Origin of the sequence: Streptomyces sp. NPDC052114 (genome assembly GCF_040680155.1) — a bacterium.
GTDB lineage: Bacteria > Actinomycetota > Actinomycetes > Streptomycetales > Streptomycetaceae > Streptomyces.
Window position 1 is genome coordinate 129083 of the sequence record NZ_JBFAWC010000017.1, and the last position, 14456, is coordinate 143538.

The 14456-nt window shown below is 73.8% G+C and carries 15 protein-coding genes; 1 reads left to right on the plus strand and 14 read right to left on the minus strand.

Annotated features, from left to right (window positions below; translation table 11 throughout):
• Nucleotides 1-24: 24 nt before the first annotated feature.
• From AB0L89_RS31870 to AB0L89_RS31880, 3 genes are all read right to left on the minus strand, one after another.
• Complete coding sequence (locus AB0L89_RS31870) at nucleotides 25-1779, minus strand: S8 family peptidase (protein ID WP_365148693.1); 1755 nt, start codon at nucleotides 1777-1779, stop codon at nucleotides 25-27.
• A 253-nt stretch (nucleotides 1780-2032) separates the two neighbouring features.
• Complete coding sequence (locus AB0L89_RS31875) at nucleotides 2033-3019, minus strand: PAC2 family protein (protein WP_365148696.1); 987 nt, start codon at nucleotides 3017-3019, stop codon at nucleotides 2033-2035.
• A gap of 128 nt (nucleotides 3020-3147) precedes the next feature.
• Nucleotides 3148-3819 (minus strand): FadR/GntR family transcriptional regulator, encoded by a 672-nt coding sequence (locus AB0L89_RS31880; protein WP_055702570.1) that lies wholly within the window; start codon nucleotides 3817-3819, stop codon nucleotides 3148-3150.
• A gap of 174 nt (nucleotides 3820-3993) precedes the next feature.
• Between AB0L89_RS31880 and AB0L89_RS31885 the strand changes: the two genes are divergently transcribed.
• A complete protein-coding gene (locus AB0L89_RS31885) occupies nucleotides 3994-4548 on the plus strand; it encodes a MarR family transcriptional regulator (RefSeq protein ID WP_365148700.1) in 555 nt (184 codons plus the stop codon).
• On the opposite strand, the gene AB0L89_RS31890 is transcribed toward AB0L89_RS31885, so the two are convergent.
• The 11 genes from AB0L89_RS31890 to AB0L89_RS31940 are packed head-to-tail and all read right to left on the minus strand — an operon-like array spanning nucleotide 4530 to nucleotide 14425.
• A complete protein-coding gene (locus AB0L89_RS31890) occupies nucleotides 4530-5543 on the minus strand; it encodes an aromatic ring-hydroxylating dioxygenase subunit alpha (RefSeq protein ID WP_365148703.1) in 1014 nt (337 codons plus the stop codon). The two genes, AB0L89_RS31885 and AB0L89_RS31890, sit on opposite strands and share 19 nt — an antisense overlap.
• Nucleotide 5544: 1 nt before the next feature.
• Nucleotides 5545-5769, minus strand: a complete 225-nt coding sequence (locus AB0L89_RS31895) for a recombinase-like helix-turn-helix domain-containing protein (RefSeq protein ID WP_365148706.1) — start codon at nucleotides 5767-5769, stop codon at nucleotides 5545-5547.
• A 15-nt stretch (nucleotides 5770-5784) separates the two neighbouring features.
• Nucleotides 5785-6735: a PDR/VanB family oxidoreductase gene (locus AB0L89_RS31900; RefSeq protein ID WP_365148708.1), complete on the minus strand. Its 951-nt coding sequence runs from the start codon at nucleotides 6733-6735 to the stop codon at nucleotides 5785-5787.
• A gap of 13 nt (nucleotides 6736-6748) precedes the next feature.
• Nucleotides 6749-8377, minus strand: coding sequence for a thiamine pyrophosphate-binding protein (locus AB0L89_RS31905; protein WP_365148711.1), 1629 nt, complete (start codon nucleotides 8375-8377; stop codon nucleotides 6749-6751).
• A 10-nt stretch (nucleotides 8378-8387) separates the two neighbouring features.
• A complete protein-coding gene (locus tag AB0L89_RS31910) occupies nucleotides 8388-9164 on the minus strand; it encodes an SDR family oxidoreductase (RefSeq protein ID WP_365148714.1) in 777 nt (258 codons plus the stop codon).
• A gap of 19 nt (nucleotides 9165-9183) precedes the next feature.
• A complete protein-coding gene (locus AB0L89_RS31915; protein WP_365148716.1) occupies nucleotides 9184-9924 on the minus strand; it encodes an SDR family oxidoreductase in 741 nt (246 codons plus the stop codon).
• Nucleotides 9917-10438 (minus strand): cupin domain-containing protein, encoded by a 522-nt coding sequence (locus AB0L89_RS31920; RefSeq protein WP_365148719.1) that lies wholly within the window; start codon nucleotides 10436-10438, stop codon nucleotides 9917-9919. Before AB0L89_RS31920 ends, AB0L89_RS31915 begins: the two co-directional genes overlap by 8 nt.
• 15 nt (nucleotides 10439-10453) lie before the next feature.
• Nucleotides 10454-11224: an alpha/beta fold hydrolase gene (locus tag AB0L89_RS31925; RefSeq protein WP_365148722.1), complete on the minus strand. Its 771-nt coding sequence runs from the start codon at nucleotides 11222-11224 to the stop codon at nucleotides 10454-10456.
• Complete coding sequence (locus AB0L89_RS31930; protein ID WP_365148725.1) at nucleotides 11221-12015, minus strand: aspartate dehydrogenase domain-containing protein; 795 nt, start codon at nucleotides 12013-12015, stop codon at nucleotides 11221-11223. Before AB0L89_RS31930 ends, AB0L89_RS31925 begins: the two co-directional genes overlap by 4 nt.
• On the minus strand, nucleotides 12012-12917 hold the full coding sequence (locus AB0L89_RS31935) for a VOC family protein (protein WP_365148728.1): 906 nt from the start codon (nucleotides 12915-12917) through the stop codon (nucleotides 12012-12014). Before AB0L89_RS31935 ends, AB0L89_RS31930 begins: the two co-directional genes overlap by 4 nt.
• 20 nt (nucleotides 12918-12937) lie before the next feature.
• Nucleotides 12938-14425: an aldehyde dehydrogenase family protein gene (locus AB0L89_RS31940; protein WP_365148731.1), complete on the minus strand. Its 1488-nt coding sequence runs from the start codon at nucleotides 14423-14425 to the stop codon at nucleotides 12938-12940.
• Nucleotides 14426-14456: the final 31 nt, after the last annotated feature.

Here is a 14456-nt window from a genome sequence, read left to right on the forward strand (position 1 = left end):
CGTGCTGGACGTGCGGGTCGTGACTCAGCCCGTGACGACCAGGCCGACGACCTCGTCGTCCGAGAACCAGACGCGTACGTCCGGTCGGCCCCCGGCGAAGGCGGCGTGCACCGCCTGCCGCGTCTCGGGGGACGGGTTGTCGAGATTGCGCCACTCCCCGGCCACGAACAGCCGGAGCCTCGGCGGGAGTTCGGGCGGATACGGGAGCAGTTCGTCCCAGTACCGCTCGGCCCGCCCCGAACCCACCGCCGACGGCAGCAGGTTCGTGACCGCCGCCTTGATGTCGGGGCGGTTGCCTATCCGCTGGGACGCGGGCCTGCCCGGCGCGTCCTGCTGCGGCGAGCCCGTGGAGCGCAGCACCGTGCGGGCCCGGTCCGGCGTCATCAGCTGCTGGCCGGAAGCCTTCAGCATGCCCTGGAGCGCGGCCAGGGCGCCGACGACGACCGGTGAGGCGGAGGACGTGCCGGAGAACGTGTCGGTGTACCAGGCGATCTCCTCGGCGCCGCCCTGAAGATCGCCGGGCCGGTCCCAGAAGCCGCCGGTCGTGGTGGTCTCGCGGCCCCAGCCCTGGGCGTCGAGGCGGGCGCCGTAGTTGGAGAACGCCAGGCGGGAGCGGTCGGGGCCGTGGTCGCGGCCGTGCGTGCCGGGCGGCGGCGCGCCCGCGCCGACCAGGACCGCGCCGGAGGACCGGTTGGTGGGGTTGAACGGGTTGCGCCACCAGGACGGGAAGCCGTCGGGCCGGCGTTCGTAGGCCGCGTCGTCCAGGGACTCCGCGCCGTTGCCCGCCGCGCCCACGACGAGGACGCCCTTGGCGGTGGCGAAGCGGATCGCGGCGTAGTCGTCGGGCCACCACTCGATCGCGATGTACCCCTTCTGGTCGTCGCGCGGCTCGAAGTCGAACTTCGGTCCGGGGCGGTGCAGTTCGAGCAGGATGATGTCGCCCGGGTTCAGCCGCTCGGCCGCCGCGTGGATGGTGGCCGCCGTGCCGAGCGGCTGGAAGGAGGCCGCCGCGGTCACGGCCTGCGGCGCGATGCCGGTGACGCCGAGGGTGTTGCGGTCGCCGCCGATGACACCGATCACGGCGGTGCCGTGGTTGCGCCAGGCGAGGTCCTGGATGGGGGTGCCGATGACGACGCCGGCGAGCTTCGCCGCGAGGTCCTCGTGACGCAGCTGCCAGGCGCCCTCCACGTCGATGACCGTGATGCCCTCGCCGGAGCCGCCGATGCGCTGCCAGGCCCAGCGGGCGTCGACGCCCTCGGGCGCCGGGTTCAGGTAGCCCTGGCGGCTGGTGAAGTCGGGCGTGACGGGCATGCCCTCCTTGCGGCGCCGGGTCGCCTCGTCGAGGTCGTGCGGCTGGGTGTGCGAGGGGTTGATGGAGGCGGGGACGGCGCCCGGTTTGACGTACGCCGTGTCGATGCCCGGCAGCGCGGCCATCCGCGCGCGCAGCTCCTGGGCGCGCTCCTCGCCGCCGCGCACACGGTAGAACAGGGCCAGGTCGGGCACGTCCTCCTCGCCCGGGGCGGGCGGGGCGGCGGACCGCAGCCGCTCCTCGTTGCCGAACAGGGGCTCCAGGGCGAGCTGTTCGTCGGAGAGGAACATGTTCAGGGCCGAGACGTCGGAGCCCGACGCCGAGCGGATCTCCCGCTCCCCGGCACGCAGCCGGGCCTCGGGCCGGGCGACGACGATCAGCTCCTGCTCGGCTCCTCGGTAGGTGAATCCCATTCCGTCGGGGCCCGGTCCACCGGCTCCGGGGTCCCGCGCCGGGTCTGCCTGGGTCATCGCTTCACCGCTCCCTTCGGTCCTTCGGGGGTGCCGTGCCGTGCGCCGCGCCGCGCCTTCGGGGCACACCCTGCTACGGGCCGGGCCGCTCGTCCACCCCTCTTTTGCGCAACTGCGTTTGAGAAGAAGTTGAAGAGGGAACCCTGCGCAATTCGGCCATGGGAAGCAGATCGGTCACGGGAGGCAGATCGGTCATGAACACCAGAAGGGGGCGGCATCCGTGCGGATGCCGCCCCCTTCTGGTGTGGACCCCTCAGTCGTCCGAGGACTCGCCGGGACCGGAGTCGTCGTTGCCGTCCCCGTCGCCCTCCGCGGCCGGACCGGGCCGCTGTGTCGGCTTCGGCTTCGGCGGCCTGGTGCGGTCGCTGGGCGCGTCCCGCAGGTACGCCGCCCCGTCGCCGCCGTCGCGGCGCCGCAGATAGCGCTCGAACTCGCGGGCGATGGCCTCGCCCGACGCCTCGGGGAGCTCCGCGGTGTCCCGCGCCTCCTCCAGGGACTGGACGTACTCCGCGACCTCGCTGTCCTCCGCGGCCAGCTGGTCCACGCCCAGCTGCCAGGCGCGCGCGTCCTCGGCCAGCTCGCCCAGCGGGATCCTGAGGTCGATCAGGTCCTCCAGGCGGTTGAGCAGCGCGAGCGTGGCCTTCGGGTTCGGCGGCTGCGAGACGTAGTGCGGCACGGCCGCCCAGAGGCTGACGGCGGGGACGCCCGCGTGCGTGCACGCCTCCTGGAGGATGCCGACGATGCCCGTCGGGCCCTCGTACTTCGTCTCCTCCAGGTCCATGGTGCGGGCCAGGTCCGGGTCGGACGTCACGCCGCTGACCGGGACCGGGCGGGTGTGCGGGGTGTCGCCGAGCAGCGCGCCCATGATCACCACCAGCTCGACGCCCAGCTCGTGCGCGAAGCCCAGGATCTCGTTGCAGAACGAGCGCCAGCGCATCGACGGCTCGATCCCGCGGACCAGGACGAGGTCGCGCGGCTTGTCGCCGCCGACGCGGACCACCGAGAGCCGGGTCGTGGGCCACGTGATCTTGCGCACTCCGCCGTCCAGCCAGACGGTCGGGCGGTTGACCTGGAAGTCGTAGTAGTCCTCGGCGTCCAGCGCCGCGAACACCTCGCCCTTCCACTCCTTGTCGAGATGCGCGACCGCGGTGGAGGCGGCGTCGCCGGCGTCGTTCCAGCCCTCGAACGCGGCCACCATGACCGGGTCGACCAGCTCGGGTACCCCCTCGAGCTCGATCACCCAGGCCTCCTTCCGACGTTCCCTTGCGTACGCCCCAACCTTACGGCGTCGGCGGGGCCCGTCCGCAGCCCCCTTGCGTGGGGGAGTGCGTGATCACTGCCCATCCACACCGCCGGGAAACGGCCGCGTCACAGCGTCGAGCGCAGCCACTGCTCCACGCTCGCGATGTGCACCGTCGCCCAGGACCTCGCCGCCTCCGCGTCGCGGTCCCGCAGCGCGGTCAGGATCGCCCGGTGCTCGTGGAGCGTGCGGCTGACCGCGTCCTCCTGGGTCAGGCCGCGCCAGACGCGGGCCCGGGTGGTGGGCCCGGACAGGCCGTCGAGCAGGGAGCACAGGACGGAGTTCCCGGCGCTCTGCACGATGCCGCGGTGGAACTCCAGGTCGCAGGCGACCAGCTCCTCCACCGAGGGCGCCTCGCCCAGCGCGTCCAACTGCGCGGTCAGCGCGTCCAGTTCGGCCTCGGTGATGTGGGCCGTGGCCATCGCCGTGGCCGCCGGTTCGAGGATCCGGCGCACGGCGAGGAACTCCAGTACGGTGTCGTCGCGGTGGAAGTCGACGACGAAGCTCAGGGCCTCCAGCAGGAGTTGGGGGTCCAGGCTCGTCACGTACGTGCCGTCGCCCTGGCGCACGTCGAGGATCCGGATCAGGGAGAGCGCGCGCACGGCCTCGCGCAGCGAGTTGCGGGAAAGGCCCAGCTCGGCGGCGAGTTCGCTCTCCTTGGGCAGCCGGTCGCCGGGGCGCAGCGCGCCGGAGACGATCATGCCCTTGATCTTCTCGATGGCCTCGTCGGTGACAGCCATGGGGACCTCGCCTCACGTGTCAAAAAGCAGGAAAGACATCGGATGTATCAGGCGATTATGGCCCCTCGCGCGGCCGCCCCGCAGGTGAGTACGGGGATTGGCCCATTTCTTTGAGGGCTAAGATTTCCTCACGGATCCCGGTCGACCACCGGGCGGTCCAAGGAGGGGCGGCACATGGCAGGGAAGAAGGCGGCGCACCAGCCGGACGCGGTCGCGTCGATCATCGACGACTGGGCGCGCGAGCGGCCCGACCTCGACACCTCGCCCCTGGAGGTCCTCGCCCGGCTGCACCGCACCTTCATCCGCTACAACACCCGCCTCACCGGCGCGATCGAGCGGCACGGCCTCGCGGTCGCCGGATTCGACGTGCTCACCGCGCTGCGCAGGGCCGGCGCGCCCTACCGCCTCACGGCGGGCCAGCTGGCCGACTCCGGTCTGGTCTCCTCGGCCGGGGTGACCCTGCGCATCGACCGCCTGGAGAAGGACGGCCTGATCGTGCGCGAGCGCGACGCCGAGGACCGCCGCGTCGTCTACTCACGGCTCACGGACGCCGGACTCGCCAAGATCGACGAGGTCTTCGCCGAGCACCTCGACAACGAACGCCGGATGCTCGGCGGACTCTCGCCCGCCGAGCGCCGTCAGCTGGCCCGTCTGATGTCCAAGCTGGAGCGGTCCATCACCGACTCCGACCTCGCGGAGCCAGACGGGCCTCACACGGAGGAGGCCTGAGCCTCCGCCTGCGCGCGGTACATGCGGCGCAGCCGCACCACGCCCAGGTCGTGCTGGTAGAGGTTCTCCCGCTGGTCGGCGTCGGCCGGCATGGCCTCCAGCATCACCCGGTCCTGTTCGAGGACCTGCCAGTGGCGCTCCTCGATGAGCGTCCTGTAGAGGAAGCGCCAGGTGTCGCGCTGCCAGCCCTGGACCCGGCGGTAGCGCCAGAAGAAGACGCCGGTGCGGTGCTCGTCGACCGGGCACACCATGCCGACGATCCCGAACGGGCCGCCCGGGCCCGCCGACGGCGGATACGGAATGGTCAGGTCGACCCAGTCGACCCCGGTGCGGCACAGCTCCACCCAGTCGAAGTTGACGCCCCGCTGGTCGGTCTTCTCGAAGAAGTAGCCGCGCTCCGTCTCGCGGATGCGGAACTTCGCGGTGGTGTCGCCGTCGTACATCGTGTGCGACTCGTGGTGCAGGAACGCACCGTGCATCGGGTCGAGCAGGTTCTCCACGGCGAACCGCCACGGGCCGTTCCACTCCGCGTAGCACAGGATCGCGTCGACGTCGGGGTCGGTGAGCGGCTCGGGCAGCGTCAGTTCGGCCGGTTCGGGGTGGTGCTCGTCGCCGAAGTAGGCGAGCACCGCGCCGCCGACCTCGCGCACGGGCAGCGACGCGACGAGCTTCTTGCCCTCCAGGCTGCAGCCCGGCAGGCCCGGCACGGACGAGACGGTGCCGTCGGTCTCCACCTCCACACCGTGGTACCAGCACGCCACCCGGTCGCCCAGGTGCTTGCCCAGCGAGAGGGGCGCGCCGCGGTGCGGGCAGCGGTCGGCGAGCATCGACAGCGCGCCGTCGGAGCGGCGGAACAGCAGCCACCGCTCGCCGAGCGCGGTGACCTCGCGCATCGCGCCGGGCGCGACGAAGGAGGAGGGGACGACCGGATGCCACTGGTTGCGCAGCCCGGTGGCGTAGATGTGGTCGGCGGAGTCGTGCGCGGACAGCGTCATCTCAGGCTCCCAGTCGGTTCATCTCGGCGCGGAAGGACTCCTCGGTCCAGGGGGAGCCGTCGGGCCCGTGGACCTGACGGGCATTCAGGCCGCGGACGATGTCGTCGAGTTTGTGGCCTTCCTTGGTGAAGACCTCTTCGAGGGTGGCGGCCAGCTTGTACTCGTACGGGCTCGGTTCGCGCGTACGGGACTGGTGGACGTCCAGGTAGGGCCAGGTGGTGGTCATGGATGCCTCCGGGGGTCACAGGTCGAGGACGAGGCGGCCCGCCGCGCGGCGCGAGACGCAGATCATCATCGAGGCGTTCGCGGCGTGCTCCGCCTCGCTGAGCAGGAAGTCACGGTGGTCGGGCGTGCCGTCGAGCACCCGGGTCTCGCAGGAGCCGCAGATGCCGTCCCGGCACGAGCTGTTCACGGCGAGCCCGGCGGCCTCGGCGGCTTCGAGCACCGAGGTGTCCGCGCCGACGGAGAGCGTCACGCCCGAGCGGCGGCACTCCACCTCGAACGCCGCGTCGTCGCCGGTGCGGGGGGCGGCCGGTGCCGCGAACCGCTCCACGCGCAGCCGCTCGGCAGGGCAGCGCTCCTCCACCGCGGCGAGCAGCGGCTCGGGCCCGCAGCAGTACACGAGCGCACCCTCGGGCAGCCCCGCGGCGCCGCCGAGCGCGTCGGCGAGGTCGATGTGCCCCCGCTCGTCCTGCGGTACGAGGGTCGACGCGCCGCCCAGCGCGGCCAGTTCGTCGGTGAAAGCCATCGAGTCGCGGGTCCGCCCGCCGTACACGAGCCGCCAGGGCACCCCGCGCCGCGCCGCCTCGCGGGCCATCGCCAGGATCGGCGTGATCCCGATGCCGCCCGCGACGAAGACGTAGCCGGGCGCGTCCTCCAGCGCGAAGTGGTTGCGCGGCCCGGCGACGGTGACGGACTGGCCGGGGCGCAGCCGGGTGTGCACGTAGCGCGAACCCCCGCGCGAGGAAGGCTCGTTCAGGATTGCGACGCGGTACGTCGCCGTGGCCCGCGGATCCCCGCACAGGCTGTACTGCCGCACCTGCCCGCCCACATGGACGTCGAGGTGCGCGCCGGGCTCCCAGGCGGGCAGCGGCTTGCCGTCGGGATGGACGAGCTCGACGGAGAGCACGCCCTCGGCCTCCCACGTCATCCGGCGCACCCGCAGCTCCAGGGTGGTCTCTTGTGAGGTCATGGCTGCGGCCTCCCTACGCGGGGATCTGCACGGGCGGGGTGAACGGACTCTTCATCGGGCCGAGCGCGGCGAGGTCCACCTCGACGAGCGTCGGCCCGTCCGAGGCCACGGCCTCGGCCAGGACGGGGCCGGCGTGCTCGGCCGCCCCGATCCGCAGATACGGCAGCCCGCAGGCGCGGGCCAGGAGCGCGAAGTCGGGCGTGGTGAGGTCGACACCGGCGCGGCGCTCGCCGTAGCGGTCCTGCATGTTGCGCAGCACGCCGTAGCCGCCGTCGTTGAAGACGACCAGCGTCAGGCGCGGCCGCTCCTGGGCGAGGGTCAGCAGCTCGCCGAGGTGCACCGCGAGCCCGCCGTCGCCCGCGAGGACCACGGTCGGCGCCCCGGGCCTGGCGAGCGCCGCGCCGATGCCCATGCCGAGGCCCTGCCCGATGCCGCCGCCGCGCGGGAAGACGTTGTCGCGCGGGTCGTACATCTCCAGGAGCCGGTTGCCCCAGCTGCTGGAGGCGATGGTCACGTCCCGGGCGACGACCGCCTCGCGGGGGAGCGCGGCCCGCAGCGCGTCGCAGATCGCCGCCTGGGGGCCGATGGCCTCGCGCAGGTCCGCCCGCACCTCCTCGCGCACGGCCGTGATCCGCCGGCCCCAGCCCGACTCGGCGGTGGTGCGGCGGGCGTAGGGCAGGAGCGCGCCGAGCACGTCGCAGGCGTCGCCGCACAGGCCGTGCGCGACCGGATACACCCGGCCGAGCGCGGCCGGGTCGACGTCGATCTGGAGGTGCGCGGCGGGCAGTTCCAGGGCGTAGTCGGCGGTCTCGTTGGACCGGAAGTGCGTGCCGACGCTCACCAGGACGTCGGCGTCGGCGAGCAGCGCGCGGCCCGCCGGGGTGGTCGCGAAGTTCCCGACGACCCGCGGGTCGTCCTCGGGCACCGCCCCGCGCCCCGAGTTGGAGGTGAGCAGGCCCGCCCCGGTCGCGGCCAGCAGCTCGGCGAGCTCGGTGCCCGCGCGCGCCGCGCCGCCGCCCGCCCAGACCAGGGGCCGGCGCGCCGACGCCAACAGCTCACCGGCGGCGGCCAGGTGGGGCCCCTGCGGCGCCGTGAAGATCGGCTCCGGGAGGTCGAGGACGGCGTCGGTCTGGGCCGCGTACTGGAGGTCGACCGGCCACTCCACGCTCGCGGGGCCGCCCGGCGAGGCGAGGGCGGCGCGGGCCGCCTCGCGCAGGACCCGGCCCGCGTCGGCGGCCGACGGCACGGTGGCCGCGTACGCGGAGACGGCCCTCAGCATGCCGAGCTGGTCCTTGGTCTCGTGGATGAAGCCGCGCCCGCTGCCGAGGTGGCGGCTCTCCACCTGGCCGGTGACGTGCAGCACGGACGTGCCCGCGCTGAGCGCCTCGATCAGCGAGCCCGCGGCGTTGCCCGCGCCGGTGCCGGTCGAGGTGAGCGCGCAGCCCAGCGAGCCGCGGGCCCGGCCGTGGGCGTCGGCGGCGTTCACGGCGGTCGCCTCGTGCCGCACGGGCACGAAGCGCAGCTCGCGGTCGACGGCCTCGACGAGCGGCAGATTGTGCACGCTGACGATCCCGAAGACCGTGTCGATGCCGAGTTCGCGCAGGACGGCGACGAGGAGATCGCCTCCGTTGTCGTAACGCATGAGGGGCTCCTCAGAGGATGCCGCGGCCGACTCCGCCGCAGACGTCGATGCTGGTTCCTGTGATGTAGGAGGCGCGCGGCGAGAGCAGCGCGAGGATCGCGTACGCCACCTCCTCGGCCCGGCCGAGCCGCCCGAGGGCGACGCCCCGGTCGGCGGCGAGCTCCGCCTGCCAGTCCTCGTACGACAGACCGGAGCCGGCGGCGGCGTGCCGGCGCGTCCACTGGCCGGTGTCGATGAGCCCCAGGCACACGGAGTTGACGCGGACGCCGTCCGCGGCGAGCTCCCGGGCCAGGGACACGGAGAGGTTGAGGATGCCCGCGCGGGCGGCGCTGGTGGTGATGAGGCGGGGCTCGGGCTGCTTGGCGAGGACGGCGTTGACGTTCACGACGGACGCCGCGCCACTGGCGCGCAGATACGGGCGCGCGGCGTGCAGCGGGTTGAGGACCCCCGCGAACTTCAGCTCCAGCTCGTCGCGCCAGTCGGCCTCGACCGTCTCGGCCAGGCGCTTCATGCGGGACTGCCCGGCGTTGTTGACGAGCCCGTCGAGCCGCCCGCCGAACGCGTCCGCCGCGCCGTCCACGAAGTCGCGCACGGCGGCGGCGTCGCGCACGTCGCACACCGCCGTGAACAGGCGCTCGTGGTCGCCGATCCGCTGGAGACGGTCGGCGTCGCGCCCGCAGGCGGCGACGTTCGCGCCCTCGTCGAGCAGGGCGCGGACCGTGGCCAGGCCGACGCCCGAGCTGCCGCCGGTGACCAGGACGGTCCGGTCGGCGAGGCCCAGATCCATGACTGATGGCTCCTGTGGGTCAGTGGGTGGTGAAGCCGCCGTTGACGGCGATCACCTGTCCGGTGAGGTAGCGGGACTCCTCCGAGAGGAGGAAGGCGGCGAGGCCGACCAGGTCGTCGGGCCGCTGCGGACGCGGGATGGCCCGTCTCGCGCGGTACAGGGCGTGCCGCTCGGCGGGCACCGTCTCGGTGGCCTCGCACTCGGTGAGCCCCGGCGCGAGCGCGTTGACGGTGATGCCGCGCTCGCCCAGCTCCCGTGCCATCGCCCGGGTCAGGGCGATGACGGCGCCCTTGGACGCGACGTAGTGGGCGAGCCGCGGGGAGCCGTACAGGGCCGCGTCGGAGGCGATGTTGACGATGCGGCCCTCGGGCCCGAACAGCGGGTGCAGAGCCTTCGCCACCAGCCAGGGCCCGCGCGCGTTGACCGCCATCAGCCGGTCCCACGCCGCGACGTCGATGTCCTGGAACTCCGCGCCGCCGACGCCGTTGGCGAGCGCCGCGTTGTTGACCAGGCCGTACAGCGGACCCATCTCCCCGACGCAGGAGGCCAGTTCGTCGACCGAGGCGGGGTCGGCCACGTCGCAGCGCACGAAGCGGGCGTCCAGCCCCTGGGCCCGCAGCTCCCGCGCCGCCCCCTCGCCGCGTCCGGCGTCCAGCTCGGCGACGACGACCCGGAAGCCGTCGGCGCCCGCCCGGCGGGCCATGGCGCGTCCCAGGCCACGGCCCGCCCCGGTGATGACGACGGTGCGTGGGTCAGTCACGGGTGACGCCGTGCATCGGCGAGTACGCGGGGTACGACGGCACCTGCGGCTTCCGCGTCCCGATGACGACGCAGAACAGCGCGTCGGTGTCGCCCTCGTTCTTCAGCGAGCGGGTCACCCCGGCGGGTACGACGATCATGTCGCGGTAGCCGAGCGTGCGGTACTCGACCTCGTCGGGGCCGCGGTGCACGCCGACGCGGACCTCGCCCTCCAGGACGAAGAAGGCCTCCTCCACGTCGTGGTGGGTGTGGGCGGGGCCCTCGGCGCCGGGCGGCAGGAGCATGTTGGAGAAGGTGAAGCCGCCCGACGGCAGGATCCGGCTGTCGCTCTCGTGGTTGCCGGTGGCGCCGGAGCCGACGTAACGGATCTGGCCGCGGCGGTACTGCGGGCCTGCCTTCTCTTGGAAGGAGAGCGTGTCGAAGTCGGCGACGCGGGACTCCTTGGTGGCGATCAGGGAGTCGGTGTACGCGGCGAGGTCGCCGCCGTCGTCGTACTGGGTGGTGGTCAGGGGCATGATGTCCGTCCTTTGTCAGGCAGTGACGATGTGCAGGTGGGACAGGACCCAGGCGTTGAACCGCTCGGGCTGTTCCTGGTTGGCCAGGTGACCGGCGTCCTTGACGATCACGTAGGCGGTCTTGTGCAGGGCCCCGGCGAGGACCTGCGAGGCCTCGACGCCGGTGACCCGGTCCCGGTCGCCGCAGACGACGAGGGCGGGCGCGGTGATCGCGGGGAGCTCGCCGCGCAGATCGGCCGCGGCCATCGACTCGGCGGCGTACGCGTAGCCGGGCAGCCGCACCGCGGCGGCCATGGTGGCCACGACCCGCTCGACCAGCGCGTCCGGCGCGTCCGGCGAGACGAGCCGGGGGCCGCGCCGCTCGGCGAACGCCCGGGGCCCGGCCTCGGCGAGCTCGGCGGCCCGCTCCCGCATGCCCGCGGCCTTCTCGGGGTCGGTCCCCGAGCCCGCGCTGGAGTCGGCGACGATCAGCGAGTCCACGAGGTCCGGGTGGCGCACGGCCAGCCGCAGGGCGATGACGCCGCCCCACGAGACGCCCAGCACGTGCGCCGAGGGGCCGTGGAGCCGGATCAGGTCCGCGGCCGCGTCCGCGAAGCCGTCGAGGTCCAACGGTCCGTCCGGATCGAGGGACTTGCCGTACCCCGGTGCGTCCCAGGCGACCACCCTGGCGTGCTCCGCGAGCCCGTCGAGCTGCGGCGCGAACGCCGCCGACGAGGAACCGATCCCGTGCAGGCACACCAGCAGGGGGCCGCTGGCGCCGGCCTCCTCCACGTGCACGGCGGTCACAGGATCTGTCCCGGGCGCCCGGCGAGCGCCGCCAGCGAGCGCAGCACCGCGTACGGCACGACCTGGCTGGTCGCCGGGTTGTCCGGGTCGGGCCGGTGCGCGACGTCGAAGCGGTACGCGCCGTGCTCCCCGGACGCCTCGACGACGTGCCGGGTCAGGGTCGCCCCCGGATCGGCGACGACCCGGACCCGCACAGCGTCCGGGTCGCCGACGGCGAGGGCGACCGAGGCCGCGACGTTCGTCGACTTGGGGAACTTCACCGGTACGTCGCGCGCGGTGCCGGACATGACCTCGACCGGTCCGGTCGCGGACCGCAGCCGGGCCAGCAACTCCTCGTCCATCCAGGGCTGTTCGAGTGTCGAGGGCAGCTTGGTGGTGGTCAGCCGCACCTCGTCGAGCGGGCCGAGGGCGCGCACCGCCTGGAGCAGGTCGAGCCCGCCGACCGCGCCGCCGGTGAAGTACACGCGGCCGGGCCCCGCGGCCAGCAGCCGTTCGGCCAGCCCGTCGTCGGTGAGCGCGCCGGTCGAGGCGACGAGCAGATCGGTCCCGGAGGCGAGGACGCGCTCGCCCCACTCCCGTACGACGCCCTGGCCCGCCGCCTCCACGATCAGGTCGCAGCGGTCCAGTGCCTCGTCGAAGGGGACCTGCGGCGCGGGCGCCGCCTCGCCGAGCGGGCGGTTGTCGACGACGCACACCAGCTCGGCGCCGGGCATGTCCCCGCGCGTCAGGGCCGTGCCGACGACGCGGCCGATGGCGCCCCAGCCGACGAGTCCCACCTTGAGCGTGTTCATCCGTGATTCCCTTCGGGCGAACCGGCCATGTGACAGCGGATCTCCTTCGACGGCGGGCCCGCCGTGCCCCACAGGTCGGACAGCTCCGGGACGCGCCGCCACACCCGGGCGATCCAGCGGTCCTCGACGACCTGCGCGACCTCGGAGGTGTACTCGCACACGAGCCCGGTCGGATCGGTGAAATAGGAGAAGGTGTTGTTGCCGGGCCCGTGCCGGCCGGGGCCCCACTGCGGGACGATCCCGTGGTGGCGCAGCCGCCCCAGGCCTCGCATGAAGTGGTCGACCGAACTCATCTCGTACGCCACGTGGTTGAGGGACACCCACGCGGCCTGGTTGAAGGCGACGCAGTGGTGGTCGGCGTTGCAGCGCAGGAACGCCATCTGGTGCTCGGACCAGTCCGAGACCCGCAGGCCGAGCACGTCGCGGTAGAAGGCGACGGAGGCGTCGATGTCGGGGGTGTTGAGGACGGCGTGCGTGACGCCCACGGGCACCGCGCCGTCCCGGCCGCGCGGTGCCACCGCCCAGGTGTCGGCGGACAGTTCGATCACGCGGCCCTCGTGGTCGGCGAAGCGCAGGCCGTAGCCGCCGCCCACCTGGTCGAGCGGTCCGGGGCCCGCCAGCGGGGTGATCCCGCGCGCCGTCAGGCGCCGCGCGGCCTCGTCGACCTCGGCGGGGGTGGCCACCGCGAAGGTGAGGCGGCCGAGTCCGCTCCGGTCGGAGCGGGTGAGCTGGAGCGCGTGGTGCTCCTCGCCGGTGCCGCGCAGCCAGCTCGCGCCGCGCTCGGCCTCGACGACCTCCAGGCCCCAGGCGTCCTCGTAGAAGTCGGTGGCCTGCGTGAGGGACGGGGTGAGCAGCTCGACGGAGCGCAGGGCGCGCAGCCGGGCTATCGGGGGATGGGACATCGGGTTCTCCGGGGGTGTGGTCAGCGGGCCCAGGGCAGCGGGGTCTCGGCGGTGCCCCAGTACAGGGACTTCTGGCGCTGGTAGCAGCGGATGCCGTCGCGGCCCTTCTCCCGGCCGAGCCCGCTGTCCTTCGTGCCGCCGAAGGGGGTGGAGATGCTGAACTGCTTGTACGTGTTGATCCAGACGGTCCCCGCGTCGACGCGGCGCGCGATCCGCCGGGCGGCCAGGTGGTCGCGCGTCCAGATCCCGCACGCCAGGCCGTACACGGAGTCGTTGGCCTGGGCGACCAGGTCGTCCTCGTCGGCGAAGGGCAGCGCGACCAGGACGGGGCCGAAGATCTCCTCCTGGCAGGTGCGCGCGGAGTTGGGCAGTCCGTCCAGGACGGTGGGCAGGTAGTACGCGCCGTCCGCGTACGCGGGGCCTTCGGGCGCCGCGCCGCCGCACAGCACGCGCGCGCCCTCCGCGCGGGCCAGGTCGACGTAGCGGGCGACCGCGTCCCGGTGGTCGTGGTGGACGAGCGGCGCGACCTGGGTGTCGGGGTCCGTGCCGGGGCCGACGCGCAACGTCTGCACACGCTGGACGAGTTCGCCCACGAAGTCGTCGTACAGCTCCCGCGCGACGAACAGCCGCGAGCCGGCGATGCAGGACTGCCCGCTGGAGGAGAAGACCCCGAACATCACCCCGGCCAGGGCCTGTTCGACGTCGGCGTCGGCGAGGACGACCGTCGGCGACTTGCCGCCCAGCTCCAGGGAGAACGGCATCAGCTTCTCGGCGGCGGCGTGCGCGATGGTCCGGCCCGTCGTGGTGCCGCCGGTGAAGGCGACCTTGCCGACGCGCGGGTCCCGCACGATCGCGTCGCCGATCACGCTGCCGCGGCCGGGCAGGACCGACAACAGGCCTGCCGGGAGCCCGAGTTCGTCGAGGGCCCGGCTGATCAGGCGGGCCAGCGCGAGCGAGACGAGCGGGGTCCACTCGGCGGGCTTGAGCAGCACCGCGTTGCCGCCGGCCAGGGCCGGGGCGAGCTTCTGCGCGTCGCCGGCGACGGGGGAGTTCCAGGGGTTGACGGCGCCGACGACGCCGATCGGCTCGTGGACGCTCATCGTGACGTAGGCGCCGCGCGCCGGGGTGATCGCCTCCTCGGCGGTCTCCAGGGCGGCCGCCGTGTAGCGGAAGGTACCGGCCGCGCTGGCCACCAGGGCGCGGGTCTCGGCGAGCGCCTTGCCGGTGTCGGCGGTCTGGAGCGCGGCCAGTTCCCCGGCGTTCTCCTCGATGGACGCGGCGACGCGGTGCAGGAGCCGGGCCCGCTCGTGCGGCAGCAGTTCGCGCCAGCGCGGGTCGGCGGCGGCGCGGGCGGCGCCCTCGGCGGCCTCGGCGACCTCCTCGACGGTGACCGCGTGCACGGTGGCGAGCACGCGGCCCGTGGCCGGGTCGACGGTGGGCGTGGCGGCACCCGCGCCGCGCCGCCACTCGCCCGCGATGAGGGCTTCGTCTGCGGGTGTTCGGGGCATGCGGGGGCCCTCCTTGCGGGGCGGGGGGAGT

Excerpts from the sequence above, each read along its gene's own strand:
- AB0L89_RS31870 (WP_365148693.1), bottom strand. The coding sequence starts at position 1,779 with ATGACCCAGGCAGACCCGGCGCGGGACCCCGGAGCCGGTGGACCGGGC.
- AB0L89_RS31880 (WP_055702570.1), bottom strand. The coding sequence starts at position 3,819 with ATGGCTGTCACCGACGAGGCCATCGAGAAGATCAAGGGCATGATCGTC.
- AB0L89_RS31885 (WP_365148700.1), top strand. The coding sequence starts at position 3,994 with ATGGCAGGGAAGAAGGCGGCGCACCAGCCGGACGCGGTCGCGTCGATC.
- AB0L89_RS31890 (WP_365148703.1), bottom strand. The coding sequence starts at position 5,543 with ATGACGCTGTCCGCGCACGACTCCGCCGACCACATCTACGCCACCGGG.
- AB0L89_RS31895 (WP_365148706.1), bottom strand. The coding sequence starts at position 5,769 with ATGACCACCACCTGGCCCTACCTGGACGTCCACCAGTCCCGTACGCGC.
- AB0L89_RS31900 (WP_365148708.1), bottom strand. The coding sequence starts at position 6,735 with ATGACCTCACAAGAGACCACCCTGGAGCTGCGGGTGCGCCGGATGACG.
- AB0L89_RS31905 (WP_365148711.1), bottom strand. The coding sequence starts at position 8,377 with ATGCGTTACGACAACGGAGGCGATCTCCTCGTCGCCGTCCTGCGCGAA.
- AB0L89_RS31910 (WP_365148714.1), bottom strand. The coding sequence starts at position 9,164 with ATGGATCTGGGCCTCGCCGACCGGACCGTCCTGGTCACCGGCGGCAGC.
- AB0L89_RS31920 (WP_365148719.1), bottom strand. The coding sequence starts at position 10,438 with ATGCCCCTGACCACCACCCAGTACGACGACGGCGGCGACCTCGCCGCG.
- AB0L89_RS31930 (WP_365148725.1), bottom strand. The coding sequence starts at position 12,015 with ATGAACACGCTCAAGGTGGGACTCGTCGGCTGGGGCGCCATCGGCCGC.
- AB0L89_RS31935 (WP_365148728.1), bottom strand. The coding sequence starts at position 12,917 with ATGTCCCATCCCCCGATAGCCCGGCTGCGCGCCCTGCGCTCCGTCGAG.
- AB0L89_RS31940 (WP_365148731.1), bottom strand. The coding sequence starts at position 14,425 with ATGCCCCGAACACCCGCAGACGAAGCCCTCATCGCGGGCGAGTGGCGG.